The organism is Pseudomonas sp. GW821-FHT09E04 (assembly GCF_059416185.1).
Genome location: NZ_JBWKOR010000006.1, coordinates 418,005 through 444,196 on the forward strand (window position 1 = coordinate 418,005; position 26,192 = coordinate 444,196).

Annotated in this window: 25 protein-coding genes; 14 read left to right on the top strand and 11 right to left on the bottom strand. The window is 60.3% G+C overall.

Annotated features, from left to right (window positions below):
- The first annotated feature begins 107 nt into the window (after nucleotides 1–107).
- The 4 genes from AC07N4_RS23640 (at nucleotide 108) to AC07N4_RS23655 (ending at nucleotide 5,247) form a co-directional block, all read left to right on the top strand.
- Nucleotides 108–1,268: an efflux RND transporter periplasmic adaptor subunit gene (locus tag AC07N4_RS23640; RefSeq protein WP_493065955.1), complete on the top strand. Its 1,161-nt coding sequence runs from the start codon at nucleotides 108–110 to the stop codon at nucleotides 1,266–1,268.
- On the top strand, nucleotides 1,265–3,283 hold the full coding sequence (locus AC07N4_RS23645) for a MacB family efflux pump subunit (protein ID WP_493065954.1): 2,019 nt from the start codon (nucleotides 1,265–1,267) through the stop codon (nucleotides 3,281–3,283). The genes AC07N4_RS23640 and AC07N4_RS23645 overlap by 4 nt, the downstream gene beginning before the upstream one ends.
- Before the next feature lie 5 nt (nucleotides 3,284–3,288).
- Nucleotides 3,289–4,665, top strand: a complete 1,377-nt coding sequence (locus AC07N4_RS23650) for an efflux transporter outer membrane subunit (RefSeq protein ID WP_493065953.1) — start codon at nucleotides 3,289–3,291, stop codon at nucleotides 4,663–4,665.
- A 384-nt stretch (nucleotides 4,666–5,049) separates the two neighbouring features.
- Nucleotides 5,050–5,247 carry a hypothetical protein gene (locus AC07N4_RS23655; protein WP_096818055.1) on the top strand — a complete coding sequence of 66 codons (198 nt, stop codon included), beginning with the start codon at nucleotides 5,050–5,052 and terminating at the stop codon, nucleotides 5,245–5,247.
- 175 nt (nucleotides 5,248–5,422) lie between these two features.
- Here the strand turns inward: AC07N4_RS23655 and AC07N4_RS23660 are convergent, their stop codons facing one another.
- Nucleotides 5,423–8,317: a ribonucleoside-diphosphate reductase subunit alpha gene (locus tag AC07N4_RS23660; protein WP_096818053.1), complete on the bottom strand. Its 2,895-nt coding sequence runs from the start codon at nucleotides 8,315–8,317 to the stop codon at nucleotides 5,423–5,425.
- Between the two features lie 734 nt (nucleotides 8,318–9,051).
- On the opposite strand from AC07N4_RS23660, the gene AC07N4_RS23665 reads away from it, so the two are divergent.
- Complete coding sequence (locus tag AC07N4_RS23665; protein WP_096818051.1) at nucleotides 9,052–9,774, top strand: response regulator; 723 nt, start codon at nucleotides 9,052–9,054, stop codon at nucleotides 9,772–9,774.
- Nucleotides 9,771–11,381 (top strand): ATP-binding protein, encoded by a 1,611-nt coding sequence (locus AC07N4_RS23670; protein WP_096818050.1) that lies wholly within the window; start codon nucleotides 9,771–9,773, stop codon nucleotides 11,379–11,381. Before AC07N4_RS23665 ends, AC07N4_RS23670 begins: the two co-directional genes overlap by 4 nt.
- Before the next feature lie 6 nt (nucleotides 11,382–11,387).
- Here the strand turns inward: AC07N4_RS23670 and AC07N4_RS23675 are convergent, their stop codons facing one another.
- The gene (locus tag AC07N4_RS23675; RefSeq protein ID WP_192558742.1) at nucleotides 11,388–12,113 is read right to left on the bottom strand and encodes a 4'-phosphopantetheinyl transferase family protein; all 726 of its coding nucleotides are present in this window, start codon (nucleotides 12,111–12,113) and stop codon (nucleotides 11,388–11,390) included.
- A 93-nt stretch (nucleotides 12,114–12,206) separates the two neighbouring features.
- The gene (locus AC07N4_RS23680; RefSeq protein ID WP_493065952.1) at nucleotides 12,207–12,998 is read right to left on the bottom strand and encodes a dienelactone hydrolase family protein; all 792 of its coding nucleotides are present in this window, start codon (nucleotides 12,996–12,998) and stop codon (nucleotides 12,207–12,209) included.
- Between the two features lie 206 nt (nucleotides 12,999–13,204).
- On the opposite strand from AC07N4_RS23680, the gene AC07N4_RS23685 reads away from it, so the two are divergent.
- Together AC07N4_RS23685 and AC07N4_RS23690 are read left to right on the top strand one after the other, a co-directional pair.
- Nucleotides 13,205–13,882, top strand: coding sequence for a response regulator transcription factor (locus tag AC07N4_RS23685; protein ID WP_096818046.1), 678 nt, complete (start codon nucleotides 13,205–13,207; stop codon nucleotides 13,880–13,882).
- Entirely contained in the window at nucleotides 13,879–15,225 is a 1,347-nt protein-coding gene (locus tag AC07N4_RS23690; RefSeq protein WP_493065951.1) for an ATP-binding protein, read from the top strand. Before AC07N4_RS23685 ends, AC07N4_RS23690 begins: the two co-directional genes overlap by 4 nt.
- A 204-nt stretch (nucleotides 15,226–15,429) precedes the next feature.
- Here AC07N4_RS23690 and AC07N4_RS23695 read toward each other — a convergent pair whose 3' ends face one another.
- Complete coding sequence (locus AC07N4_RS23695) at nucleotides 15,430–16,428, bottom strand: AraC family transcriptional regulator (protein WP_273538609.1); 999 nt, start codon at nucleotides 16,426–16,428, stop codon at nucleotides 15,430–15,432.
- Nucleotides 16,429–16,781: 353 nt separating this feature from the next.
- Between AC07N4_RS23695 and AC07N4_RS23700 the strand changes: the two genes are divergently transcribed.
- Nucleotides 16,782–18,116: a dicarboxylate/amino acid:cation symporter gene (locus AC07N4_RS23700; RefSeq protein WP_096818039.1), complete on the top strand. Its 1,335-nt coding sequence runs from the start codon at nucleotides 16,782–16,784 to the stop codon at nucleotides 18,114–18,116.
- A 158-nt stretch (nucleotides 18,117–18,274) separates the two neighbouring features.
- On the top strand, nucleotides 18,275–19,456 hold the full coding sequence (locus tag AC07N4_RS23705; RefSeq protein WP_102621008.1) for a CaiB/BaiF CoA transferase family protein: 1,182 nt from the start codon (nucleotides 18,275–18,277) through the stop codon (nucleotides 19,454–19,456).
- Between the two features lie 131 nt (nucleotides 19,457–19,587).
- On the opposite strand, the gene AC07N4_RS23710 is transcribed toward AC07N4_RS23705, so the two are convergent.
- On the bottom strand, nucleotides 19,588–20,082 hold the full coding sequence (locus tag AC07N4_RS23710) for a SprT family zinc-dependent metalloprotease (protein ID WP_096818035.1): 495 nt from the start codon (nucleotides 20,080–20,082) through the stop codon (nucleotides 19,588–19,590).
- A 160-nt stretch (nucleotides 20,083–20,242) separates the two neighbouring features.
- Nucleotides 20,243–20,845, bottom strand: coding sequence for a Yip1 family protein (locus AC07N4_RS23715; RefSeq protein ID WP_053122787.1), 603 nt, complete (start codon nucleotides 20,843–20,845; stop codon nucleotides 20,243–20,245).
- 289 nt (nucleotides 20,846–21,134) lie between these two features.
- Here AC07N4_RS23715 and ttcA point away from each other — a divergent pair, with 289 nt between their 5' ends.
- Together ttcA and AC07N4_RS23725 are read left to right on the top strand one after the other, a co-directional pair.
- Nucleotides 21,135–21,959 (top strand): tRNA 2-thiocytidine(32) synthetase TtcA, encoded by an 825-nt coding sequence (gene ttcA, locus AC07N4_RS23720; RefSeq protein ID WP_096818033.1) that lies wholly within the window; start codon nucleotides 21,135–21,137, stop codon nucleotides 21,957–21,959.
- A gap of 68 nt (nucleotides 21,960–22,027) precedes the next feature.
- Entirely contained in the window at nucleotides 22,028–22,702 is a 675-nt protein-coding gene (locus AC07N4_RS23725) for a DNA-3-methyladenine glycosylase I (RefSeq protein WP_096818031.1), read from the top strand.
- Nucleotides 22,703–22,753: 51 nt separating this feature from the next.
- Here the strand turns inward: AC07N4_RS23725 and AC07N4_RS23730 are convergent, their stop codons facing one another.
- The 3 genes from AC07N4_RS23730 to arsC are packed head-to-tail and all read right to left on the bottom strand — an operon-like array spanning nucleotide 22,754 to nucleotide 24,127.
- Complete coding sequence (locus AC07N4_RS23730) at nucleotides 22,754–23,179, bottom strand: DUF2069 domain-containing protein (RefSeq protein WP_102621006.1); 426 nt, start codon at nucleotides 23,177–23,179, stop codon at nucleotides 22,754–22,756.
- Nucleotide 23,180: 1 nt separating this feature from the next.
- Nucleotides 23,181–23,777, bottom strand: coding sequence for an NAD(P)H:quinone oxidoreductase (wrbA, locus tag AC07N4_RS23735; RefSeq protein ID WP_096818028.1), 597 nt, complete (start codon nucleotides 23,775–23,777; stop codon nucleotides 23,181–23,183).
- Nucleotides 23,774–24,127 carry an arsenate reductase (glutaredoxin) gene (arsC, locus tag AC07N4_RS23740; RefSeq protein WP_011335489.1) on the bottom strand — a complete coding sequence of 118 codons (354 nt, stop codon included), beginning with the start codon at nucleotides 24,125–24,127 and terminating at the stop codon, nucleotides 23,774–23,776. Before arsC ends, wrbA begins: the two co-directional genes overlap by 4 nt.
- A 114-nt stretch (nucleotides 24,128–24,241) precedes the next feature.
- Here arsC and AC07N4_RS23745 point away from each other — a divergent pair, with 114 nt between their 5' ends.
- Nucleotides 24,242–24,709: a TlpA disulfide reductase family protein gene (locus AC07N4_RS23745; protein ID WP_096818026.1), complete on the top strand. Its 468-nt coding sequence runs from the start codon at nucleotides 24,242–24,244 to the stop codon at nucleotides 24,707–24,709.
- Nucleotides 24,710–24,748: 39 nt separating this feature from the next.
- Here AC07N4_RS23745 and AC07N4_RS23750 read toward each other — a convergent pair whose 3' ends face one another.
- On the bottom strand, nucleotides 24,749–25,153 hold the full coding sequence (locus tag AC07N4_RS23750; protein ID WP_007957769.1) for an META domain-containing protein: 405 nt from the start codon (nucleotides 25,151–25,153) through the stop codon (nucleotides 24,749–24,751).
- Nucleotides 25,153–25,587, bottom strand: coding sequence for a hypothetical protein (locus AC07N4_RS23755; RefSeq protein WP_096818023.1), 435 nt, complete (start codon nucleotides 25,585–25,587; stop codon nucleotides 25,153–25,155). Before AC07N4_RS23755 ends, AC07N4_RS23750 begins: the two co-directional genes overlap by 1 nt.
- 133 nt (nucleotides 25,588–25,720) lie before the next feature.
- Between AC07N4_RS23755 and AC07N4_RS23760 the strand changes: the two genes are divergently transcribed.
- Nucleotides 25,721–26,191, top strand: coding sequence for a hypothetical protein (locus tag AC07N4_RS23760; RefSeq protein WP_493065950.1), 471 nt, complete (start codon nucleotides 25,721–25,723; stop codon nucleotides 26,189–26,191).
- Nucleotide 26,192 lies beyond the last annotated feature (1 nt).

Here is a 26,192-nt window from a genome sequence, read left to right on the forward strand (position 1 = left end):
CCGCTGCATTCGCATTTGCGCGCGTGTATTCACACGCCTGCTCACGCTATACCCGGGCGCCAATGAGCGGTTCGCCCAACCACTGACAGGGATGTAACGACTACTTCATGGTTTTTTTCTCTCGCTCCCGAATCGTGTTCGGGACGCTGCCCGTTGTTGCCTTGTTGGTCTGGTTTGTATGGGGCCAAGGCTGGGGCACCCCTCCAAAGAAATTCCTGACAGCGACCGTCACCGTTGAAGATCTTGAAGAGACCGTATTGGCCAGTGGTACGGTCAAGCCCTTCCAGCAAGTCAGCGTCGGCGCGCAGGTCAATGGGCAACTCCAGAGTCTGAAAGCCGGGTTGGGTGATACGGTTCGCCAGGGTCAGCTGTTGGCTGAAATCGACCCGTTGCTGCCACAGAATGAATTGCTCAAATCCCGGGCTGCGTTGCTCAGTGTCCGCGCGCAATACAAAGCCCGACAGGCGATGATCCGCCAGTACGAACTTGATTTTCGTCGCAAGCAAAGCCTGGTTGCCAGTGAAGCCGGATCGCGGGCCGATCTGGAAATTGCCGAGGCGCAGCTGCAAAGTTCGCGCGCCGAGCTGGCATCCCTGGCTGCGCAGATTTCCCAGGCGGAGATAGAAATCAGGATCGCCGAAGTCAACCTCGGATATACGCGGATCAGTGCGCCGATGGACGGCGAGGTCATTGCCGTGGTGACCAGACAGGGCCAGACCGTCGTTTCCGCACAGAGTGTCCCGACATTGCTGATACTTGCCCGTCTGGACCGGATGACGGTCGAAGCGCGAATTTCGGAAGCTGACGTGGTTCGGGTCAAGGCGGGCCAGGCCGTGTCCTTCAATATTCTGGGTGATCCGGACCGGCGTTTTACCAGCCATATACGGGCGGTAGAGCCTGCGCCCGAGTCCATTGCCCGGCAGGATCAAATGCAGGGTGGCGGTGGCTCGACTGCCGGCGGCGCCGATGCAGCGGTGTACTACAACGCGCTATTTGACGTACCCAATGACGATCGTTCGTTGCGCACCTCGATGACGGCGCAGGTCAGCGTTCTGCTCGACTCGGTGCCCAAAGCCACAACGGTCTCGGTGGCTGCGCTGGGCAAGCGTGCCGCTGACGGTCGCTACGAAGTTCGCCGACTGGTGGATGGTCAGCCGCAGACGGTGCTGGTGACAACCGGGTTGCGAAATGACCTGAGCGTTCAGGTGCTGGACGGGCTCAAGGAAAATGACGAAGTCGTTCTCGGCGAAGAGCCGGAGCCTCGATGAGCAGCGCCAGTAATCTTCATGGCTGGACGCCAGATCCCGTGAAAGACGAGCTGCCGGTCACGCCGTTGTTGGCTCTTGAAGGCGTGCAGCGTTGGTTCGCCGAGGGTGAGGCACGGACTCATGTGCTGCGCGACGTGAACCTGACCATCGCCGCCGGTGAAATGGTAGCGATCGTCGGGCCGTCGGGCTCTGGAAAATCCAGTCTGATGAATATCCTCGGATGCCTGGATCGTCCCTCTGCTGGCCGCTACAGCATCAACGGTGCTGACATGGCCGAAATGAGTAGCGATGAGCTGGCGACGCTGCGTCGTGAGCATTTCGGATTCATTTTTCAGCGCTTTCATTTGCTGTCGCATCTGAGTGCGGAGGCCAACGTGCAGGTGCCGGCCATTTACGCCGATCAGCCGTTTACCGAGCATCGGCAAAAGGCCAGGGGGCTGCTGCAACGTCTCGGTCTGGGTCAGCGCATGCTGCATCGGCCAGCGCAACTCTCCGGTGGGCAGCAGCAACGGGTCAGCATTGCTCGTGCGCTGATCAATGGCGGTGCGGTTGTTCTGGCCGACGAGCCCACCGGCTCGCTGGACTCGCGCAGTGGCGAGGAGGTGATGGCGATCCTGCGTGAACTGCATCGCAGCGGTCACACGATCATTATCGTGACCCATGACTCGCAGGTGGCGCAGTACGCAGACCGCATCATCGAGATACATGATGGCGAAATCGTCGGTGATCGTTTGAATGCCGACCGCAAGGTGCTTGCGGCGCCGGTCACCGAGCCAGGCGACATCCCGCAAACTCAGGAGCGTGACGCGACGGCGGTGCGTTGGCGCCGCTTCAGCGAGGCCTTCAAGATGGCCTGGATCTCTCTGCGCAGCCATCGCATGCGCACATTGCTGACCATGCTCGGGATCGTCATCGGTATTGCCTCGGTGGTTTCGGTGGTAGCGCTGGGGCAGGGCGCACAGACCCGGGTGCTGCGTGATATCAGTGCGATGGGCACCCATACCATCGATGTTTATCCCGGCAAGGATTGGGGGGATGAGCAGGCAGCTTCAATCCGGACATTGCAGCCCGTGGACTTGCGGATCATCCAGGCGCAGTCCTGGGTAGACAGTGTTTCTGCGATGGTCAATGGCAGCCGGACGATTCGTTACCGCAATCTGCATGTCAGTGCCACGGTCAATGGTGTCAGCCAGGATTACTTTCAGGTGATGGGCATCCGCGTGACCCAGGGCGCGATGTTCAATGCAGGCGATGTGATGCGCCGCGCTCAGACACTGATCATTGACCACAACACTCGACAACGGCTGTTCAAGGACTGGGAGCAACCGCTGGGCAAAGTCATCCTGGTTGGTGGCCTGCCTTGTACGGTGGTGGGGGTCATGGAAAGTCGCGATGACGGTTTTTCAGGGCCGAGTCTGCAAGTCTATTTGCCTTATACGACGGTAATGGGGCGCTTGTTGGGGCAGAGCCATTTCAATTCGATCAAGGTTCGGCTCAAGGAGCAGGTTGCCAGTCCCGCGGCAGAACAAGCACTGCAAACATTGTTGGTGGCACGTCATGGGCGCGCGGATTTTTTCCTCAGTTCCAGCGACAGCATCCTGAAAATCGTACAGAAAACCACGGACACCCTGACGCTGCTGATCTCTGCCGTGGCGTTCATTTCGCTCTTGGTCGGTGGTATCGGGGTGATGAATATCATGCTGGTATCGGTCACCGAGCGTACCCGGGAGATTGGCATCCGCATGGCCGTCGGCGCGCGGCGCGCGGACATTCTGCAGCAGTTTTTGATCGAGGCTGTGCTGGTCTGTCTGCTAGGGGGCTTGTTGGGCGTCCTGCTTTCGTTGTTGATCAGCCAGGTGTTCGGCTACTTCGTGCAGGCAATCGTTATGGAGTTCACGGCTCTGGCCATGATTTCAGCGTGTTTGTGTTCGCTGCTGGTCGGCGTGTTGTTCGGTTATATCCCGGCGCGCAATGCCGCCCGGCTTGATCCCATTCAGGCGTTGTCCCGAGAATGAAGTACATGAAGCGCAAGTGGATCTGGGCATTGCAGTTGCCTTTGTTGTTGGGTGGTTGCAGCGCCCTGCTGCACAGCGAATACCGTCAACCGGAAGTGAAGACGCCGGCCTTCTGGTTTGGTGACGCATCCCGTGAGCGCTCATTGAGTGTGCGGGAGCGATGGTGGGAAACGTTTGATGATCCATGTCTGAACGCCTTGGTTGACGACGCTCTGGCGCGCAATAACGATCTTGCAGTGGCTGCGCTCAGAGTGCGTCGGGCAGCGCTTCAGGCAGGACTCACCGGGACCAATATCACGCCCGATCTGGACGTGGGGGCGGGGGCGGACTGGAGCAGGAATCTACATCGAGACAATTCAGGCCAGCGTCGATTTTCCACGAGCTCGTCGGTGCGTTACGAGGTCGATTTGTGGGGGCGGCTGGCGAGTACGCGCGATGCCGCGCAGTGGGCGCTGTTGGCGACCGATTTTGACCGGCGTGCCAGTGCGCTGAGTCTGGTGGGTACGACAGCGCGCCTTTATTGGCAGATCGGCCTGTTCAACGAACTGGCCCGGTCTGCGCGGGAAAGTATCCGGTACGCCGAGCAGACGTTACAACTGGTGCAGTCTCAACGTCTGGCGGGTGCGGCGACCGGACTTGAAGAGGCGCAAGCCGAGCAGGTGTTGGCCACGCAGCGTGCTGTATTGAGCGACTATCTGCAGCAACTTGAAGTGGCGCGCAACGCACTGGCCATTGTCTTCGATCAGGCACCCGAGCATCGGTTTGCAGAACTTGTGCAATTACCTTCGACGGCATTGGCGAGTGTGCCGGCAGGCTTGCCGGCTGATCTGGTTGATCGACGCCCGGATCTGCAGGCGGCTGAATGGCGATTACGCCAGGCGCTGTCGAACTATGACGCAACGCGTGCCAGTTTCTATCCTTCGTTCACACTGACTGGCGGTCTGGCGACGGGTGGTAGTCGGGAGTTAAGCCAGGTGCTCAATAACCCTGTCGGTCTATTGGGCGTTGGTATCAGTCTGCCGTTTGTGCAATGGAATGTTCGCAAGTACACAGTGGGTATATCGGCGGTGGACTATGAGGCGGCGATAATCGATTTTCGCCAGAGCCTTTATATCGCGCTGGCGGAAGTTGAAGATGCGCTGTCGGCGCAAGTGCAGTTTGCTGATCAGGGGGGACGGCGAGAGCAGGCTCTGGTCGCCGCAATGAAAGCCGAAGGGTTGGCCGAAATTCGTTATCGCAGCGGGCAAACGGGTATCAAGGAGTGGCTGGATCTGCAAGAGAGCCGTCGTGCCGCGCAAATTTCGCTGGCGCAGAATCGCTTCGACCGACTGCAGGCGCAAATGGGACTGTACCTGGCGCTGGGCGGAGGCTTCGCGCGTTAATTTATTGCGCAGACAAACGTTAACTTGTTGGAGCGTTGTTTTTAATTAAGGAAGATTGTGTCGCGTGTCTGGTTTTAGTTAGCGTATTTTTTTTGATTTGGGTCAATGGTTTATATGCAATTAAGGTTGTAGGTTTTTGCGTGTTTGTTGATTTTTTTTGAGTTTATTTAATTAATAAATAATTTCGGTTGTGGGAATTTTCTTTATTGTTTTTAGTTGTTTCGCAATGTAAGGTGCGCGCTCTTTCGTCAGGGTCTTGATGAAAGGATGGGTGTTCGGTTGCAACACTCTTACTGCTGTCTCTGGTTGTGTCGGCAAGATGATGAACTATGAAGTTATTGCGCTGACGGCCGTTTGAGACGTTTATTTGAAATGGAGATCGTTATGTCGCTGCGTATTGGTTTTGGTCTGACTTTGGCCGCAAGTTTGCTGTTGGGTGCAGTCGTTGTTCAAGCTGCTCCGGCTTCCTGGTGGCTTTATGAGTCGGCTTCGACCGGCCGTACTATGTGCAGCAACGTTCCGCAAGCCAGTGGCTGGGTTCGTGTTGCCGGTCCTTTCAACAACGGCGGCTGCCGTCGGTAAGCACCGATAGGGAGGCTCCTTCTGTGAAGGGGCCTTTTTTGTATCTGCTGAAACCTGTTCGTTAGAGCCTTGGTGTTTGGCAGACAAAAGAAAACCCCCGACAAACCAGAAGTCTGTCGGGGGTTTCTTTTGTCTGGAGGAATCAGGCGTCTCGCAACGCCCGATTCAGCTCAGCTTATTGGCAAGCTTCGCAATCCGGCTCGTCGATGGCGCAAGCCTTCGGTACTGGAGCAGGGCCGGCAGGCGCTGCCAGGACCGAATCGTCACCGTGGTTGCCGCCGCTGGAAACAGCGTTCAGCTTGCCGGTGTTGATGGTCGACTTCTCGGTGCTGGTCGCAGCCAGGGCACGGAGGTAGTAGGTGGTTTTCAGACCACGGTACCAGGCCATGCGGTAGGTCACGTCGAGTTTCTTGCCCGATGCGCCGGCGATGTACAGGTTCAGCGACTGGGCCTGGTCGATCCACTTCTGACGACGGCTGGCGGCGTCAACGATCCACTTGGTGTCCACTTCGAACGCGGTCGCGTAGAGCTCTTTGAGTTCTTGCGGGATGCGCTCGATCTGCTGAACCGAACCGTCGTAGTACTTCAGGTCGTTGATCATGACCGAGTCCCACAGACCGCGAGCCTTCAGGTCGCGAACCAGGTACGGGTTGATCACGGTGAATTCGCCCGACAGGTTCGATTTCACATACAGGTTCTGGTAGGTCGGTTCGATCGACTGCGATACGCCGGTGATGTTGGCGATGGTCGCGGTCGGTGCGATGGCCATGATGTTCGAGTTACGGATGCCTTTCTGTACACGGGCGCGAACCGGTGCCCAGTCCAGGGACTCGGTCAGGTCGACGTCGATGTACTTCTGGCCACGTGCTTCGATCAGGATCTGTTGCGAATCCAGCGGCAGTACGCCTTTGGACCACAGCGAACCCTGGAACGTCTCGTACGAGCCGCGCTCGTCAGCCAGGTCGCAGGACGCCTGGATCGCGTAGTAGCTGACCGCTTCCATCGACTTGTCGGCGAACTCGACGGCAGCGTCGGAACCGTAAGGGATGTGCTGCAGGTACAGCGCGTCCTGGAAGCCCATGATGCCCAGTCCGACCGGACGGTGGCGGAAGTTGGAGTTCTTCGCCTGCGGTACCGAGTAGTAGTTGATGTCGATCACGTTGTCGAGCATGCGAACGGCTACGTCGATGGTGCGCTTGAGCTTGGCGGTGTCCAGCTTGCCGTCGACGATGTGGTTCGGCAGGTTGATCGAGCCCAGGTTGCAGACCGCGATCTCGTCCTTGTTGGTGTTCAGGGTGATCTCGGTGCACAGGTTCGAGCTGTGAACCACGCCGACGTGCTGCTGCGGGCTGCGCAGGTTGCACGGGTCCTTGAAAGTCAGCCATGGGTGGCCGGTTTCGAACAGCATGGACAGCATCTTGCGCCACAGGTCTTTGGCCTGGATGGTCTTGAACAGCTTGACCTTGCCTGGGTACTCGGTCAGGGCTTCGTAGTACTCGTAGCGCTCTTCGAAGGCCTTGCCGGTCAGGTCGTGCAGGTCTGGTACTTCGGATGGCGAGAACAGGGTCCACTTGCCGTCATCGAAGACGCGCTTCATGAACAGGTCAGGGATCCAGTTGGCGGTGTTCATGTCGTGGGTACGACGACGGTCATCACCGGTGTTCTTGCGCAGCTCGATGAACTCTTCGATGTCCATGTGCCAGGTTTCCAGGTAGGCACAGACAGCGCCTTTGCGCTTGCCACCCTGGTTAACGGCTACGGCGGTGTCGTTCACGACTTTCAGGAACGGAACCACGCCTTGGGACTTGCCGTTGGTGCCCTTGATGTACGAACCCAGTGCACGAACCGGGGTCCAGTCGTTGCCCAGGCCACCGGCGAATTTCGACAACATGGCGTTGTCGTGGATCGCGTGGTAGATGCCCGACAGGTCATCCGGCACGGTGGTCAGGTAGCAGCTCGACAGCTGTGGACGCAGGGTACCGGCGTTGAACAGGGTCGGGGTCGAAGCCATGTAGTCGAACGAGGACAGCAGGTTGTAGAACTCGATCGCACGGTCTTCTTTCTGCTTCTCTTCGATCGCCAGGCCCATGGCCACGCGCATGAAGAAGATCTGTGGCAGTTCGAAACGCACGCCATCCTTGTGGATGAAGTAACGGTCGTACAGGGTCTGCAGGCCCAGGTAGGTGAATTGCTGGTCGCGCTCGTGGTTGATCGCCTTGCCCAGTTTTTCCAGGTCGAAGGAGGCCAGCACAGGGTTCAGCAGTTCGAACTCGATACCTTTGGCGACGTAGGCCGGCAGCGCCTTGGCGTACAGGTCGGCCATTTCGTGGTGAGTCGCGCTCTCGGCGACGCCCAGGAAGCCCAGGCCTTCGGCACGCAGGGTGTCCATCAGCAGGCGGGCGGTCACGAACGAGTAGTTCGGCTCGCGCTCGACCAGGGTACGGGCGGTCATTACCAGCGCGGTGTTGACGTCGTTCAGGGCAACGCCGTCGTACAGGTTCTTCAGGGTTTCGCGCTGGATCAGGTCGCCGTCGACTTCAGCCAGACCTTCGCAGGCTTCGGTGACGATGGTGTTCAGGCGACCCATGTCCAGCGGCGCGAGGCTGCCGTCGGCGCGGGTGATGCGGATCGACGGGTGAGCGTTGACTGCGGCTTCGGCCGGAGCGTGGGCAGCGCGTTCTTTCGAACGGCCGTCACGGTAGATCACGTAGTCGCGAGCCACTTTCTGCTCGCCGGCACGCATCAGGGCCAGTTCGACCTGGTCCTGGATTTCTTCGATGTGGATGGTGCCGCCCGAAGGCATGCGACGCTTGAAGGTCGCGGTGACCTGTTCGGTCAGGCGGGCAACGGTGTCGTGGATTCGCGACGAAGCGGCAGCGGTGCCGCCCTCAACTGCGAGAAACGCTTTGGTGATAGCGACGGTGATCTTGTCATCGGTGTAAGGAACGACAGTGCCATTACGCTTGATCACACGCAGTTGACCAGGCGCGGTGGCAGCCAGATCCGAATTCGAATCGGCGGCCTGCGGCAAGGTGCCCTGCGGGTTCTCGCGAGTTGTGTCGGTTTGCATGGGTGTCTCCACGTTCTCTATGTTTGTTTGGGCACCATCACGGTGCCCACCGTTCCGTCCTGAAGCACTACGACCGGCCAGCGCCGGGTAACGACTTCGGGACAGTTCAGGAAGTGGGCCTTGTGGGCGCCGCTTCCATGCCGAAGTCTTCGGTTCGCGCGATACGCGTGAAACCGCATTCCTTTCGGGGAGCAGTTTTGAACTGCAACACCCGTACCGTTTACGCCGTGATCGGCTGAAAAACGGTAGCCATCCGCAGGCGCGGTTTGGGCTTCTGAAAATACGTTTGGTTCAACCCGACAATGGCAATAAAAAGCCTTGAATTCACTGTCCGGTTTGTGTTTGGTTTTTAGCGTCAAACCCTATATGTAGGGTTTTTTTGAGCGCGGGCTACAAGATAATGCGTTTTGGGGGGCGATTGCAACGGACAGCCTGTGGATAACCCTGTGCGTAAATTGTGTGCGAAACAGGGAATTCCTTTGTAGGCCGCGAACCTGCTGAGTTAGACCGTTTGTCACTGTTTTCTCTTCGGGAAAAACGCTTCAGCGGATTTTTAAGGGCGCGAACCCTATCACAAAAAACGGCCTTGTCCGAACGCATTTACCGACTTGTGTTCTCGCTGTACGCCGTTTATACAATCGGCCCGTGTACACGCATTCTTATCCTCCTTAAAGATGACAAAAAGACGGGAGGATCCTTCCTTTATTCGCAACATCGGCAAGCAGAGGTCATCCGTGGAGCAAGAAGCCTGGCAGGTATTGATAGTCGAGGACGACCAGCGTCTGGCCGAACTGACCCGCGAATACCTGCAAGCCAATGGATTGCGCGTGGAGATCGAGGGCAACGGAGCCCTGGCGGCGGCGCGAATCATCAAGGAGCAACCGGACCTGGTGATCCTCGACCTGATGCTCCCCGGTGAAGACGGCCTGAGCATCTGCCGCAAGGTGCGCGACCAGTACGACGGGCCGATCCTGATGCTGACCGCGCGCACCGACGATGCCGACCAGATCCTCGGCCTCGACATCGGCGCCGATGACTACGTGTGCAAACCGGTTCGCCCACGGCTGTTGCTGGCGCGCATCCAGGCGTTGTTGCGACGCAGTGACGCACCGGAGCCGGCGTCGGGCAAGCCACGCCGTCTGCAATTCGGCCCGTTGGTGGTGGACAACGCCTTGCGCGAAGCCTGGCTGAGCGACAGCGGCATCGAACTGACCAGCGCCGAATTCGATCTGCTGTGGCTGCTGGTGTCCAACGCCGGAAGGATTCTGTCGCGGGAAGAAATCTTCACCGCACTGCGCGGCATCGGCTACGACGGCCAGGACCGCTCGATCGATGTGCGCATCTCGCGCATCCGCCCGAAAATCGGCGACGACCCCGATCACCCGCGCCTGATCAAGACCGTGCGCAGCAAAGGCTATCTGTTCGTGCCTGAAGCTTGCGTAGAACTGCCGCTGTGAACTCGATCTTCCTGCGCATCTACGGCGGCATGTGCGCGGCGCTGATTCTGGTGGCGGTGCTCGGCGTTCTGGCGCTGCACCTGCTCAATCAGGTGCGCAGCGAGCAGTACCGAGAGCGCCTGGCCCACGGCACGTTTTCGCTGATGGCCGACAACCTGCAACCGATGAACGAGACCGAGCGCCACCGCGCCTTGCTGGTGTGGGAACGGCTGTTGGGGATTCCGCTGGCACTGAAAACCTTCGCCCAGACCGATCTCGATCTCACCCAGCGCACCCGCGTGCAACGCGGGCAGGCACTGGTCGAGCAAACCGGGCCGCACGCGGCAAAGGTCTATCGACTGGTCAGCGACAAGGAGCAGCTTGTGCTGGTGGGCGAGGTGCAGCAGATCAGTGAACAACTGGCCCGGGCGACCATTTATCTGCTGGCCGATGAACTGGTGCGGGTGCCGGTGGGCGAGCAGCCCAAACGACTGGCGCAATTGAAGGAAGAGAAGGGCTTCGGTTTCGACCTGCGGCTGGTCACCGTGAACGAAGCCGACATGGATGAAGACCAGAGTCGTCGCGTGTCGGAGGGCGATACGGTGATGGCGCTGGGCAAGGGCGGGGACTCGATCCGGGTGTTCGCCGGGATGGTCGGTACGCCGTGGGTGCTGGAAATCGGCCCGCTCTATCAGATGAATCCGTACCCGCCGCAATGGCTGGTGCTGATTGCCGCATTGGGTCTGACCCTGATCGGTCTTATCGTCTATTTACTGGTGCGCCAGCTCGAGCGGCGTTTGCGTGGCCTCGAAGCCGCCGCCACCCGTATCGCCAAGGGCAGTCTGGAAACCCGCGTGCCGGCGCGCGGTGCCGACTCGGTGGGGAAACTGGCGGCGGCGTTCAACGGCATGGCCGAGCACCTGCAGCAATTGCTGGCGATCCAGCGTGAACTGGTGCGTGCGGTGTCCCATGAGTTGCGCACACCAGTGGCGCGCCTGCGCTTCGGTCTGGAAATGATCGGTTCGGCCACCACCCCGCAAGCGCTGGAAAAGTACCGCGAAGGCATGGACCACGACATCGAGGACCTCGACAAGCTGGTGGACGAAATGCTCACTTATGCGAGGCTTGAGCAGGGCTCGCCGGCGCTGACGTTCCAGCGCATCGACCTCGATGCACTGGTCAATCAGGTGATCGAAGAACTGGCGCCATTACGCGCCGACGTCACGGTGCAACGTGGCTTGTGCTTGTCGGCCGCCGATTGCGACGATGCCTGGGTCGAGGCCGAGCCGCGTTACTTGCATCGCGCCTTGCAGAATCTGGTGGGCAACGCCATGCGTCATGCGCGCTCAAGGGTCACGGTCAGTTATCAGGTCGGGCAGATGCGTTGCCGGGTGGACGTCGAGGACGACGGCCCCGGTGTGCCGGAAAGTGCCTGGGAGAAAATCTTCACGCCATTCCTGCGGCTGGACGACAGCCGTACCCGGGCATCCGGTGGGCACGGGTTGGGCTTATCTATCGTGCGACGGATCATCCACTGGCATGACGGCCGGGCGTTGATCGGGAAGAGCAAGAGCCTTGGCGGGGCGTGTTTCAGCCTGAGCTGGCCGCGGAATCAGGAGCGGCGCTGAAGCCGCTCAAGCCTGGATGCTGACCAGGCTCAATAACTGCCCGTCGTGCACCCCGAACTGTGCGTCCAGTTCGGTCCCGTTGCGCCATTCGCTGGAGAGGTCCGTCAGCAGGCGCAGCCGCACATGACCTTGTTCGGTCCAGTCGAGCATCTCGGCGTGCTCGAAATAGAAACGCTTCTGGACGATCGGGTACAGCGCCTTGAACAGGCTTTCCTTCACCGAAAACGTCAGCGTCACCCACAACGCCAGTTGATCGCGGGCGCCGGCAGCCATGCGCTGCAACTCCGCTGGCGTCAGAATCTCCCCGGCCAGCCGCTCGGCCCTTTCGGCGTTGAGCAGGTTTTCCAGGTCCATGCCCAGTCCGCGCCAGTGTTGCTTGTTGGCGACAATCGCTGCGGCCCGGCCGGTGCTGTGGGTGATCGAGCCGCAAATATGTGCCGGCCACACGGGTGCGCGATCCTCGCCAATGGCCGGGACGCTGCTTTTACCTTCCAGTTGTTGCAGCGCGGCCCGGGCGCAAATCCGCCCGGCCAGAAACTCCGCCTGACGCTTGGCCACCGAGCGCTGGATGCTCGGCGGCGGTTCGATGGCGCTGCGGCGGAAGTCATCGCCGAGCAGTTGCGCCGGGTTGAAGTGAGTGCTCAGCAGCACGGTGTCCGGCAGCACGGTCGGTAGCGGCCAGTGGGCATCGAGCGGGGTGCAGCAGGCGGGGAGGAGGGGGCTGGAATTCATGGCGGGCATTTTGCCGGGTTGCCTTCAGGCTGAATAGTGCGCTGGTGCAGATCGCTCTCGCGCAGAACGTGGGAGCGATCAGCATACTCCGGCTCAGCCAAAGATTTTCTTGAAGAATGCCTGCATGTCCGCCCAGGACTTTTCATCCGCTGCCTTGTTGTAGCCGATATCCGGGCCACCGTGATCGCCATGGCTCAAGCGATCCGCGTCGGGGTTGGTGAAGCCATGCTTGGCGCCGTCTAGGCTGACGAATTTGTAGTCGGCGCCGGCCTTGTCCATTTCAGATTTGAACGCCGTGACGTTGTCGGCGGTGACCGTGCTGTCCAGCGCGCCGTGCTCGACGAGGACTTTGGCTTTGACACTTCCAGGTGTCGCCGGGGTGTTGGTGGCCAGTGCGCCGTGGAAACTCACGACACCCGCCAGCGGTACGCCTTGGCGAGCGGCATTCAACACCACGCCGCCGCCGAAGCAATAACCGATGGCGGCCAGTTTGCCGGTGTCGGTCTGCGGTTGTTTCTTCAGCAGATCAAGGCCGGCCTGGAAGCGTTTGCTGGCCGCATCGGCATTCTGGGTGGCCGCTTGCATGAATGCCATGGCATCTTTCGGGTGCTCGGTGTTCTTGCCTTCACCGTACATGTCGATGGCCAGCGCGCTGTAGCCAAGCCCGGCGAGATCCCGGGCGCGGCGCTTGGCATAGTCGTTCAGGCCCCACCATTCATGCACCACTACAACGCCCGGGCGCGGGCCTTTTATGGCATCGTCGAAAGCGTAGTAGCCGATCAGTTTCGTGCCGTCGGCGCTCTGGTAAGGGATTTCCTCGGTCTTGATGGCTGCCGCGCTGAGGCTGCTGAAAGCGAGCAGGGTGAGGGCAAGGAACAGGCGCATGATCGGGTCTCCTGACAATAAAAGGTCAAAACAGCCTAGTTCATTTGATTGTGCTCGGGTTCAGGGTGTGTTCAGGGCAGGTACAGGCCCGGTTCAGTAAGCTTGAATCATGTCCGAGGGGAGAAATGAACAGGACCCTCAAAAGCGGCAGTACACCGTTGTCGCAGGTATGCTGTTGGAGATTCTGATTTGCCCGGGAGAGCGTCATGAAACTGTTGGTCGTCGAAGATGAAGCGCTGTTGCGCCATCACCTGCAAACCCGCCTGACGGAAAGCGGTCATGTGGTCGAGTCCGTGGCCAATGCCGAAGAGGCGCTGTACCAGACCGGGCAATTCAACTTTGACCTGGCGGTGATCGACCTCGGCCTGCCGGGCATGGGCGGGCTCGACCTGATCCGCCAGTTGCGCTCGGACGGCAAGAGCTTCCCGATCCTGATCCTCACCGCCCGTGGCAACTGGCAGGACAAGGTCGAAGGCCTGGCCGCCGGCGCCGACGATTACCTGGTCAAACCGTTCCAGTTCGAAGAGCTCGAAGCGCGACTCAATGCGCTGCTACGCCGTTCCAGCGGTTTCACCCAGTCTTCCATTGTCGCCGGGCCGCTGCTGCTCGACCTCAATCGCAAGCAGGCGACCCTCGATGAACAGCCGCTGGCGCTGACCGCCTACGAATACCGGATCCTCGAATACCTGATGCGCCACCACCAGCAAGTGGTGCCCAAGGATCGCCTGATGGAGCAGTTGTACCCGGACGACGACGAGCGTGATCCGAACGTGATCGAAGTGCTGGTCGGGCGCCTGCGCCGCAAGCTGGAAGGCCCGGCCGGGTTCAAGCCGATCGACACGGTGCGCGGCCTCGGCTACCTGTTCAATGAGCGCTGCACTTGATCCGTTCGCTTCGCGTTCGCTTGATGTTGGCCGCCACCACGTTGGCGGTGTTGTTCATGCTCGCCTTGCTCCCGGCGATGCAAGGTGCGTTCAGCCTGGCGCTGCAGGATTCGATCGAGCAGCGCCTGGCCTCGGACGTCACCACACTGATTTCTGCCGCGCGGATTGAAAACGGCCGGCTGGTGATGCCGATGCAGTTGCCGGACGAGCGTTTCAACCTCGCCGATTTCCGTCTGCTGGGTTACATCTACGACCGCGAAGGTCATCTGGTCTGGCGTTCGAAAGCGACCCAGGAAGAACAGATCAACTACAAACCGCGCTACGACGGGATGGGCAACGAGTTCGCGCGGATTCGCGAGGCCAGCGGCCAGGAATTCTTCGTTTACGACGTCGAAGTCAAACTGCTCGGTGGCAAGAACGCGGCGTTCAGCATCGTCGCGCTGCAACCGGTGCGCGAATACGAAACTACCCTCGAAGGCCTGCGGGAAAACCTCTACCTCGGTTTCGGCGCCGCGTTGCTGGTGCTGCTCTCGCTGCTGTGGATCGGTCTGACCTGGGGCTTGAAAGCCTTGCGTCGTCTCAGTCAGGAACTGGACGAAATCGAAGGCGGCACCCTCGAAAGCCTCAGCGAACAGCACCCCCGTGAACTGCTGCGCCTGACCGGCTCGCTCAACCGCTTGCTGCACAGTGAGCGCCAGCAGCGCAGCCGTTATCGCGACTCCCTCGACGATCTGGCCCACAGCCTGAAAACGCCGCTCGCGGTCTTGCAAGGCGTCAGCGAAGACATGGCCCAGCGCCCTGAAGATCGCGATCAGGCCTGGGTACTGCAAACCCAGATCGAACGCATGAGCCAGCAGATCAGCTACCAGTTGCAGCGCGCCAGCCTGCGCAAAAGCGGTCTGGTACGCCATCAGGTGCGCCTGCGGCCGGTGCTCAAAAGCCTGTGCGACACGCTGGACAAGGTCTACCGCGACAAACGCGTACGCGTGGCGTTCGACCTGCCGGAACACTGCTACGTGCCGATCGAGCAGGGCGCCTTGCTGGAAATGATGGGCAACCTGCTGGAAAACGCCTATCGCCTGTGCCTCGGCGAAGTACGCATCAGCGTGCGCGAAAGCCTGGCCGGGATCGAGTTGTGCATCGAAGACGACGGCCCGGGTGTTCCGCAGCATCAGCGCGCGCGGATCCTTGAGCGCGGTGAGCGTCTGGATCGCCAGCACCCGGGGCAGGGGATCGGTCTGGCGGTGGTCAAGGACATCATCGAGAGCTACAGCGCGAAACTGACGCTGGGCGATTCACCGATGGGAGGGGCGGCGTTCAGGATTCATTTTCCGGCGGTGTGACGACTATCGGCCCTCACCCTAGCCCTCTCCCAGAGGGAGAGGGAACTGATCGAAGTGTCTCTAGAAAATGATCGACCTGAAAAATCTCTGTCGAATATGGATTCAAAACAGTACTTTCAACTCTGCCAACCTACTGAATATTCCCCAATCAGTCCCCTCTCCCTCTGGGAGAGGGCTAGGGTGAGGGGCTTTTGATCTTTGGCCTCAATGCTCCTGCGCCCGATAAGCCCCCGGCGTCAGCCCCGTCCATTTCTTGAACGCCCGATGAAACGCCGACGGTTCGGAAAACCCGAGCTGTTCGGCGATCTGTTGCAACGACAGATCTGCCCGCCCCAGGTGATAAATCGCGATGTCCCGTCGCAACTGATCCTTCAATTCCTGAAAACTGGTGCCTTCCTCACGCAAATGCCGGCGCAGGGTTTGCGGGCTGATGTGCAGGTGCGCGGCCACGGCTTCCAGGTCCGGCCAGCGCGCGCTGTCATGGCTGAGCAGGCGACGCAATCGACTGCTGAGGCTGTTGCCGTCATCCGGGCGTGACAGCAGGTCGGCGGGGGAGCGTTCAAGAAAATGCTTGAGCGTGCGTTCGTCCTGCAACAGCGGCATGTGCAGATAGCGATTGTGAAATACCAGGCTGCTCTGGGGTGCGGAAAACTCCAGCGGGCAGGAGAACAGCAGATCGTATTCGGCCCCGTGCGCCGGTTTCGGGTAGCTGAAAGTGGCCTGTTCCAGGCGAATCCGCTGGCCGATCAGCCAGCTGCCGAGGCGATGCCAGATCACCAGCAGGCTCTCGCTGAGAAAGTGATCCGGATCCCACCATTGCGCATCGTCGAGGCTCAGGCGTACCCATTCGTCTTCATGGGTCAGGGTCAGGCGCGGAGCGTCGGGGAATAGGCTATAAAACAATAAGCCGCGTTGCAGAGCCTTTTCCAGGCTGCGGCAATGAATGATGGCGTGGCACATCATGGCGAAGCTGCCGGGTTTGCTCTGCGCGTTGCCGAAGCCCAGGCATTCGTCGTCCAGGGCCAGCCACAGGTTCTGGATCAGTTGGGTGAATTGTTCCGGGGCGATCCGCGCACGCGGCTCGTCAAGCAGTTCGGGACTGATACCCAGTTGCAGCAGCAGGCCCGAATAATCGAACCCGCGACGGCGTGCGCCACCGAGGGCGGCACGGGCGAAATGACTGGCGATGGTGCGTTCGCGCATAAGCGACAAATCCTTCCTCTGGCGACCGATGGTAGCCGGCGGCCTTGATCGGCAACAAGGCGGATTTCCGCCAAATTGTAGGACGAGACCCGGTGCGTTGGCGGAAATCCGCCATACTTGGGTAACCGAATGGTGACACAGAAAAACCTGCATCCCCTGATATCAAAAGGCTTGCAGCGAATTGCACCAAAGTGGCACGAGGTTTGCGATAAGAGCGACAGAAGCGTGCGCCGAGCCGGTCCGGAAAAGCGTCGTTCGACACAACAAATCCCTCCAGTGCAGGAGGGTTCGCAATTCAAGTGTCGCGTTCAACAGATGGATGTTGCTACGCGGGACTCTTGAGGAACTTTGCAATGACGACTCGTCAGCCACTGTACAAATCCCTGTATTTCCAGGTGATCGTCGCAATCTGTATCGGTATTGCGCTCGGCCACTACTACCCGCAGTTCGGCGTGGCCGTAAAGCCGCTGGGTGACGGGTTCATCAAACTGATCAAAATGATCATCGCGCCAATCATCTTCTGCACCGTGGTCAGCGGCATCGCCGGCATGCAGAGCATGAAATCGGTCGGCAAGACCGGTGGCTATGCACTCCTGTACTTCGAAATCGTTTCGACCATCGCACTGCTGGTCGGTCTGGTCGTGGTCAACATCGTGCAGCCGGGCAACGGCATGCACATCGATGTCGCCACCCTCGACGCCTCGAAAGTCGCCACCTACGTGGCACAGGGCGCTGACCAGAGCGTCGTCGGCTTCCTGCTCAACGTGATCCCGACCACCATCGTCGGCGCGTTCGCCACCGGTGACATCCTGCAAGTGCTGATGTTCTCGGTGATCTTCGGTTTCGCCCTGCATCGCCTGGGTGCCTACGGCAAGCCGATCCTGGACTTCATCGATCGCTTCGCCCACGTGATGTTCAACATCATCAACATGATCATGAAGCTCGCGCCAATCGGTGCCTTCGGTGCGATGGCGTTCACCATCGGTGCCTACGGTGTCGGCTCGCTGGTGCAGCTGGGTCAACTGATGATCTGCTTCTACATCACGTGCCTGGCGTTCATCCTGATCGTGCTCGGCGGTATCGCCCGCATGCACGGCTTCAGCGTGCTGAAGATGATCCGCTACATCCGCGAAGAACTGCTGATCGTACTCGGCACTTCCTCGTCGGAATCGGTACTGCCACGCATGCTGATCAAGATGGAGCGTCTGGGCGCGAAGAAATCGGTAGTGGGTCTGGTGATCCCGACCGGTTACTCGTTCAACCTCGACGGTACCGCGATCTACCTGACCATGGCGGCCGTGTTCATCGCCCAGGCGACCGACACCCACATGGACATCACTCACCAGATCACTCTGCTGGTGGTGCTGCTGCTGTCCTCCAAAGGCGCAGCCGGTGTGACCGGTTCGGGCTTCATCGTGCTGGCCGCCACCCTGTCGGCGGTAGGTCACCTGCCGGTAGCCGGTCTGGCGCTGATCCTGGGTATTGACCGCTTCATGTCCGAAGCCCGCGCCCTGACCAACCTGGTCGGCAACGCCGTTGCCACCATCGTTGTGGCCAAGTGGGTCAAGGAACTGGACACCGACGTGCTGCAAACCGAGCTGGCCTCGGGCGGTCGCGGTATCGTTGACCAGCGTCACGAAGACGACCTGGGTGTGGCCGAAGGCCCAACCCCGAGCAATGTGAAGTAAGCATCGCTTGATTGGAAAAACCCGCTTCGGCGGGTTTTTTCATGTCTGTGATTTGAGCGGGCGATTTGAGCGCAACGGTCAGTGCAACTGATGCATCCGGTAATTGCCCCATCGCCGACGGCTGCCTAGGCTGCAAGCATCGTTGATGGAGATCGCCCATGTCTGCACCGTTGGCCTCACTGAAGATTCTGGATTTCTCGACCCTGCTGCCGGGACCGTTCGCCTCGCTGCTGCTGGCGGACATGGGCGCCGAGGTGTTGCGCATCGAATCGCCGACTCGCCTCGACCTGTTGCGGGTTTTGCCGCCCCACGATCACGGAATCTCGGCCAGCCACGCCTACCTGAACCGCAACAAGCGCAGCCTGGCGCTGGATCTCAAACAGCCCGAGGCGCTGGAGCTGGTCAAGCAGTTGCTGGCGGACTACGACATCGTGCTGGAACAGTTCCGCCCCGGTGTGATGGAGCGGCTGGGGCTGGGTTACGAGGCACTGAAGGCGATCAATCCGAAGCTGATTTACGTGTCGATCACCGGTTACGGCCAGACCGGCCCGTACAAGGATCGCGCCGGACACGACATCAACTATCTGGCACTGGCCGGGCTCTCCAGCTACACCGGGCGCGCCGACAGTGGGCCGTTGCCGTTGGGCATGCAGGTGGCGGATATCGCGGGTGGCTCGCTGCACGGGGTGATCGGTTTGCTGGCGGCGGTGATTTCCCGCCAACAGACCGGGCAGGGCACGCACCTGGATGTGAGCATGACTGACTGTGCGTTCAGCCTGAACGCCATGGCTGGCGCCGGGTATCTGGCCTGCGGTGAAGAACCGGGCTGGGAGGATCAGATGCTCAATGGCGGCAGTTTTTACGATTACTACCGCTCCCGCGACGGGCGCTGGATGTCGGTGGGCAGTCTGGAGCCGGCCTTCATGCAGCAATTGTGCGCAGCGTTGGGCCAGCCGGAACTGGCGGCCCAGGGTTTGTCACCCAAGCCTGAGCAGCAGCGGGCGCTCAAGGAGGCGTTGAAGGTCGAGTTCGAGAAGCATGACTTTGCTGAACTGCGCGAGCTGTTCGCCGGGATCGATGCCTGTGTCGAGCCGGTGTTGAATCTGGGCGAGGCGGTGCAGCATCCACAGTTGCAGGCGCGGGAACTGGTGACACAGGTGCCCCGTGGGGATGGCTCTTCGCAGTCGCAGATCGCTTGTCCGCTGAAGTTCTCCGAGGCATTGCCGGCGCCGCGACATGTCGGGGCGGCGCTGGGGCAGCATACGGATCAGGTGTTGGGGGAGTTGGGCTTGAGCCCGGAGCGAATTGCCGAATTACGTGCCGCGAAAGTCGTCGCGTAGCTCGCAGCTCCCAGTTAGCAGATCGTTCCCACGCTCTGCGTGGGAATGCCGCCATGGACGCTCCGCGTCCACTGTGACGCAGAGCGTCACGGGATACATTCCCACGCAGAGCGTGGGAACGAGGTGGGGACTTACTCGACCCGCATCTCGCCACTGAATACCAGGGTGTTGCGACAGCGACGGCACAAATAGCGCCGACCTTGCCTGACCAGGCTATGGCGCTGGGCTGAAAACGGAAAATCACTGTCGGCGCACGGGCATTTGTAAATGTAGCGGGTCACGCTGCGGCGTTTGACGGCGTAGGTATGGCAGCGGTCCGGCGGCAATTCGTAGACGCCGCGCATGATCAGTTGCCACTCCTCGCCGTGGGGCTGGATGCGGTCACCGAACAGTTGATGGGCGATCAGGTGCGCGACTTCGTGGGCCACGGTCTGCTTGAGGAAGTGTTCGGCGTTCTCCCGATACAGCTGCGGGTTGAAGCGCAGCAGGTTCTCGTGCAGATGCGCGACCCCGGCTTTTTGCCCGCGCAGCTTGAGGCTCACCACGGGGCGTTTGAAAGGACGTTTGAAAAAGGATTCAGCGAGTTGGAAACAGTCTTCGACGCGGGTATTGAGTTGCTCGGGCATGCTTGATGGATCTCCAGAGGCGTCGAGTATGCCGCAACCCCGGGGCGTTGCGAATCGCCGAACTGCCGAATGGTCGTCGCTCTTTTTCAACCGGCACGAGAAGGCCGCCTTGCGGCGGCCTGTGTTGGCGGATCTTGTTCTTCTCGGGTTGGATCGGTCGTCAGTTGGTGTAGACGGGCCCCACGCCCAGTCCCCAGACAATCACGGTAAACGCCATGATGGCGACCAGCACCACCAGACCCACCGCCAGCACCGAGCTGGAAAACAGGAATCCCTCGTCAGACGGAATGTTCATGAAGGTCGGCAGACCCACATACAGCAGGTACACCGTGTAGCAGATGGCCGCCGTGCCGACGATCATCCCCAGCCACATATGCGGATACAACGCCGCCAGCCCGCCGACGAACAACGGTGTTGCGGTGTAGGTGGCAAACGCGACGCAACGGGCCAGGCTCGGATTGGCGTCATAGGTGCGGGCCATCCAGTGCACGAAGGCCCCCATGACCGCGACCCCGCCGAGCATCGCCAGGTACGACATGACGGTCATCCAGATCGCGCTTTCGACGGTGAGCATCACCGGCGCGCGGTTACCGATCACCCAGCCGACCTGAGTCGTGCCGATAAAAGCCGAAATAGCGGGGATCGCCGCCAGAATCAGCGTGTGCGTCAGGTACATGTGGCTGATGCTTTCCTCTTGGTCGCCACGGATTTCCTTCCATTCCTGATCGGGGTGGGTAAAAAGTCCCACTACGTGATGGATCATGCCAGTCACTCCTCTCGTTATTGCCATCGCCCCCCAGCGGAGCGCCTACGGGCCAATGTGGCCGAGCAAATACAGGTCTTTAGATTGTGTGCGACCTTATGTCGCAGTATAGAAAGGTCTTAACCGCACAGGTGATAGGGTCTTAGAGCAAATCGCGCTGTAAACCGGCGGGGTAATCGCGTCGGGGTCTGTGCAAACGGGCAATCGAAGGGGCGACAACCTGTGGCCACAACCCCGGTGTTTTTGCGTAAAATGCCGGCCTTTCGTCACACCTCACGGATTTCGCGTCATGGGCACTCTTACGGTCAACCAGAACAAACTGCAAAAGCGCCTGCGCCGCCTGGCCGGCGAAGCGGTCGCCGACTTCAACATGATCGAAGACGGCGACAAGGTCATGGTCTGCCTGTCCGGAGGCAAGGACAGCTACACCATGCTCGACGTGCTGATGCACCTGCAGAAGGTTGCACCGATCAAGTTCGAGATCGTCGCCGTGAACATGGACCAGAAGCAGCCGGGCTTTCCCGAGCACGTGCTGCCGGCTTATCTGAAAGAGCTGGGCATCGAGTACCACATCGTCGAGAAAGACACGTACTCGGTGGTCAAGGAGCTGATTCCTGAAGGCAAGACCACCTGTTCGCTGTGCTCGCGCCTGCGTCGCGGCACGCTGTACACCTTCGCCGACGAAATCGGCGCGACCAAAATGGCCCTCGGTCATCACCGCGACGACATCGTCGAGACGTTCTTCCTCAACATGTTCTTCAACGGTTCCCTCAAGGCGATGCCGCCGAAGCTGCGTGCCGACGACGGGCGCAACGTGGTGATCCGTCCGCTGGCCTACTGCAACGAGAAAGACATCCAGGCCTACTCGGACTTCAAGCAATTCCCGATCATTCCGTGCAACCTCTGTGGTTCCCAGGAAAACCTGCAACGTCAGGTGGTCAAGGAAATGCTTCAGGACTGGGAACGCAAGACCCCGGGTCGTACCGAAAGCATCTTCCGCAGCCTGCAGAACGTGATCCCGTCGCAGCTGGCTGACCGTAATCTGTTCGACTTCACCAGCCTGAAGATTGATGAAACCGCCGCTTCGCGTTTCGTCAACGTGGTGAACCTGTAAGCGATCCGATCGCTTGAAAAAAACGGCGCTCGCGGGCGCCGTTTTCAATTCGTTTTCTAGGAGAGGGCATGCGCGATTACAAGTGGCTGCACGAATACTGTCTGAACCGCTTCGGTTCGGCGGCTGAACTGGAAGCCCATCTGCCCGTTCCCAAGACCCCGGCGCAACTGCGCCAGATCAGCGACGACCGTTATCTCTCGACCATGGCCCTGCGGGTATTTCGCGCCGGGCTCAAGCACAGTCTGGTGGACGCCAAGTGGCCGGCCTTCGAGGAAGTATTCTTCAAGTTCGACCCGGAAAAAGTCGTGCTGATGAGCGCCGAACACCTTGAGCGGCTGATGCAGGATGCGCGGATCATCCGCCACCTGGGCAAACTCAAAAGTGTGCCGCGCAATGCGCAGTTCATTCTGGACGTCGAGAAAGAGAAGGGCAGTTTCGGCGCGTTGCTCGCCGACTGGCCGGTGACCGATATCGTTGGCCTGTGGACCTACCTGAAAAAGCACGGCCATCAATTGGGCGGGCTGTCGGCGCCACGCTTTCTGCGGATGGTTGGCAAGGACACGTTCGTGCCGAGCTACGACGTGGTCGCGGCGTTGAATGCACAGAAGATCGTCGACAAGGTGCCGAGCAGTCTGCGGGATCTGGCGACGGTGCAGAGCGCGTTCAACCAGTGGCATGAAGAAAGCGGCGGGCGACCGATGAGCCAGATATCGATGATGCTGGCGTATACCGTCAATCATTGAGACCGAGTGATCGTTCCCACGCTAAACGTGGGAACGATCTCGGGACAGCTGTCAGGCGACGGAGACTTCGCCTTCGCCGGCCAGTTTGCGGTTCAGCTGATACCGCCAGCGCACATACAGCAGCGCCGAGCAGAACACCGCCAGACTGGCGATCATCTCCAGCACGCCGAACAGCTGCCGGCTCGGGTCATACGCCGCCAGTGCGCCCTTGATGAAATACAGGTTCACCACGAAGCACATCCACGAATGCCCGCGGGCGCTGCCCATGATCATGCCCGGTGCGAGCACGATCCACGGGATCAGCTCGATCAGCAGAATCACCCACGGCCGCGCACCATGCAAGTCGGCGAACAGCAGGTAATAAGCGGCGAGCAGTCCGGCCAATCCAAAGAAACACAGCAGACTGACGACCCGCATTGCCCTTACCCGTGGCTCCAGCCATTCGACGGCGGGCAGGATTTTCGGCTTTTTCGCCATCTCAGTTCCCCAGCTTCAAAGCCGTTTTGGCCAGGCGTGCGCCCAGTGCGCGGCACAGCGCCACTTCGTGCTGATCGAGACCGCTTTTGCCATCGGCCCCGGCGTGATGGCTGGCACCGTAAGGCGTGCCGCCGCCCTGGGTTTCCAGCAGCGCCGACTCGCTGTAGGGCAGACCGGTGATCAGCATGCCGTGGTGCAGCAGCGGCAGCATCATCGACAGCAGCGTGGTTTCCTGACCGCCGTGCAGGCTGGCGGTGGAGGTGAACACGCCAGCCGGTTTGCCGACCAGCGCGCCGGTCAGCCACAGGTTGCTGGTGCCGTCGAGGAAGTACTTGAGCGGCGCGGCCATGTTGCCGAAACGGGTCGGGCTGCCAAGGGCCAGGCCGGCACAGTTCTTCAGGTCATCCAGCGTGGCGTACAGCGCGCCTTCATCAGGAATGTCCGGCGACACGGCTTCGCACTCGGTGGAGATCGCCGGCACGGTGCGCAGGCGCGCTTCGAGGCCCGCCTGTTCAACGCCACGGGCAATCTGCCGGGCCATCTCGTTGGTCGAGCCGCTGCGGCTGTAATACAGAACCAGAATGTACGGCGCACTCACGGCAACAGCTCCAGGATCTGCTCCGGTGGACGGCCGATCACGGCTTTGTCGCCGGCTTCGAGAATCGGGCGCTCCATCAACTTGGGATGCGCCGCGATGGCCTCGATCAATTGTTTCTCGGTGAGACTGGCATCGGCCAGGTTCAGGGTCTTGTATTCGTCTTCGCCGGTGCGCAGCAGTTGCCGTGCGCTGATCCCCAGCTTGCCGAGCAGGGCCTTGATCTGCGCGGCGTCCAGCGGCGTTTCCAGGTAGCGCACCACGTTCGGTGTCAGGCCACGGGCTTCGAGCAGTTCGAGCGCACCGCGGGATTTCGAGCAGCGCGGGTTGTGATAAAGCGTCAGATCGGTCATGGGCGGGTCGCTTCTTGCGTAGAGTGGCGGCTATTCTAACTGTGCAGCGCGCAATCCAGAACCTTGGGAGGCGATGGGTCGCAGGCGCATTCAATTTTTGACAAGGAACATGACATGACACGGCGACTGGCAGCGGCATTGACGATCATCGGGGCGTTGATGCTGGGGGGCTGCGGTAACGACTACGGCATTGACCAGAACGGGCAGAAGGTGGCGTCCGAACGTCTGGACAAACAATGGGTCGTGCTCAACTACTGGGCCGAATGGTGCGGTCCGTGCCGCACGGAAATCCCGGAACTCAATCATCTGGCGGACGAGCTCAAGAGCAAGAAGATCGGTGTGTTCGGGGTCAACTTCGACAACGTGCAGGGCGAAGAACTGAAAGGTGCCAGCGAGAAACTCGGCATCAAGTTCACCGTGCTGGCGCAGGATCCGGCGGACTTGTTCGAACTGCCGCGCAGCGAAGCCTTGCCGGTGACCTACATCATCGACAACAAGGGCAAGGTGCGGGAACAGTTGATGGGCGAGCAGACGGCGGCGGGGGTGATGGCGAAGCTTGAGGCGTTGAAGGCGGCCAACTGAGGATCGTTCCCACGCTGTGCGTGGGAACGATTGGAAGGCTCAGCCTTCTTCCAGCCACCAGCGTAATGGCTTGCCCTCGGCAGGCCAGAAACGCATCTGCTCGATTGGCGAGATATCCCAGCGCTCCACGTGCTCCAGCGCCTGGAGGAAGCGTTGCTCCTGCTCCATCAGCGCCGGGGCACACAGTTTGCGGGTCTTGCCGATCTTGCCGAAGCTGAGCTTGTCGCCTTCCAGGGTGTAAGGCGCGAACCAATGGTTACAGCCGCCATTGCCATACGCCCGGCCATCATCGCCCAGGGTCACGGTCAGGTGGCTGTAGTCCATCAGTGGCCGTTCGCCGATCCACTCCAGAATGTAGCTGCGGTTCTGTTGCAGTTGCACAGGCTCCGCGGCGCAACCCATCAGGCCGGCGCCGACAGCGGCGGTCAGGGCCAGGTGTTTCATCACACCGGCTCCTGGCATTTCGGGCACAGGTGCTTGTCATCGACGGCTTTCCAGCCCAGTTCGGCGATACGCGCCGTGGCGGCCGGTTTTTCTGCCGGTTTGCCGAGCTTGGCGTCCACCGCGAATTCGAAGCTCAGTTCCTTGGCGCAGCTGTCGCAGTTGACCTGCCAGGTGTGGATCGCCAGTTCGCCGAACACCGGGCCGGTGGTCATCGCGGTCCATTGACCCGGCGGGTTGATCAGGTGGCGGACGGTGTCGACGGTCAGGCGCATGGACAAGTCCTTGCTGCCTTTGAGGGTCACGACCAGCACGTCGCCGATACGGATCGAGCCACCGTTGCCGGTAACCTGATAACGGCCCGGTACGAGGGCGCGGCATTCGGTGAGGGTGTGTTGCGGGTTCATCAGGGTGTAGCGGAAATCGTGTTCGACCATGGGTCCTCCAAATATGCGCGACATGCTAGCACGGGCTTGATTGCAGAATAACGCGCGCTTGCGACCTTCGATCCGGTTCAAATCGACACTACAGTCGTGGCAAACTGCCGCCTTCATCTCTAAGGAACGGAACATGGCGCTGATCGAATGTTATGAATGCAAGCGGAGCATCAGCCCCGAAGCGAAGACCTGCATTCATTGCGGGGCTCCGATGACGGGGAAACATGCACCGCTGCAGGCGACCCGACCGGCCACCGCGACATCAACGATTTCCTTTGGCAGTCTGCCCCGGAACAAGGCGGTTGCCGACGCTTTCGTCGCAGAATCCGCTTCCACTCCAGCCCCGGGGCCGAAAGTAATGCCCGCCGCCGCTGGACGCCGGCGCCGGCAACAGGCCGAACAAGCGGTCGAACTTCAGTTGAATGCCGATGGCTCTCGCCCGGTGGAGGGCTGGCTGAAGGTCATGGCGTTCCTGATGCCGATCATCTTTGTCTGGTTCCTGCTGCGCCGGGGCCATTCCCTCAAGCAGCGACTGATTGGCTTCGGCTGGCTGGCGCTGCTGATTTTCTGGGTGGCGATTTCCCCGGCTACGCCTCCGGCCTGAC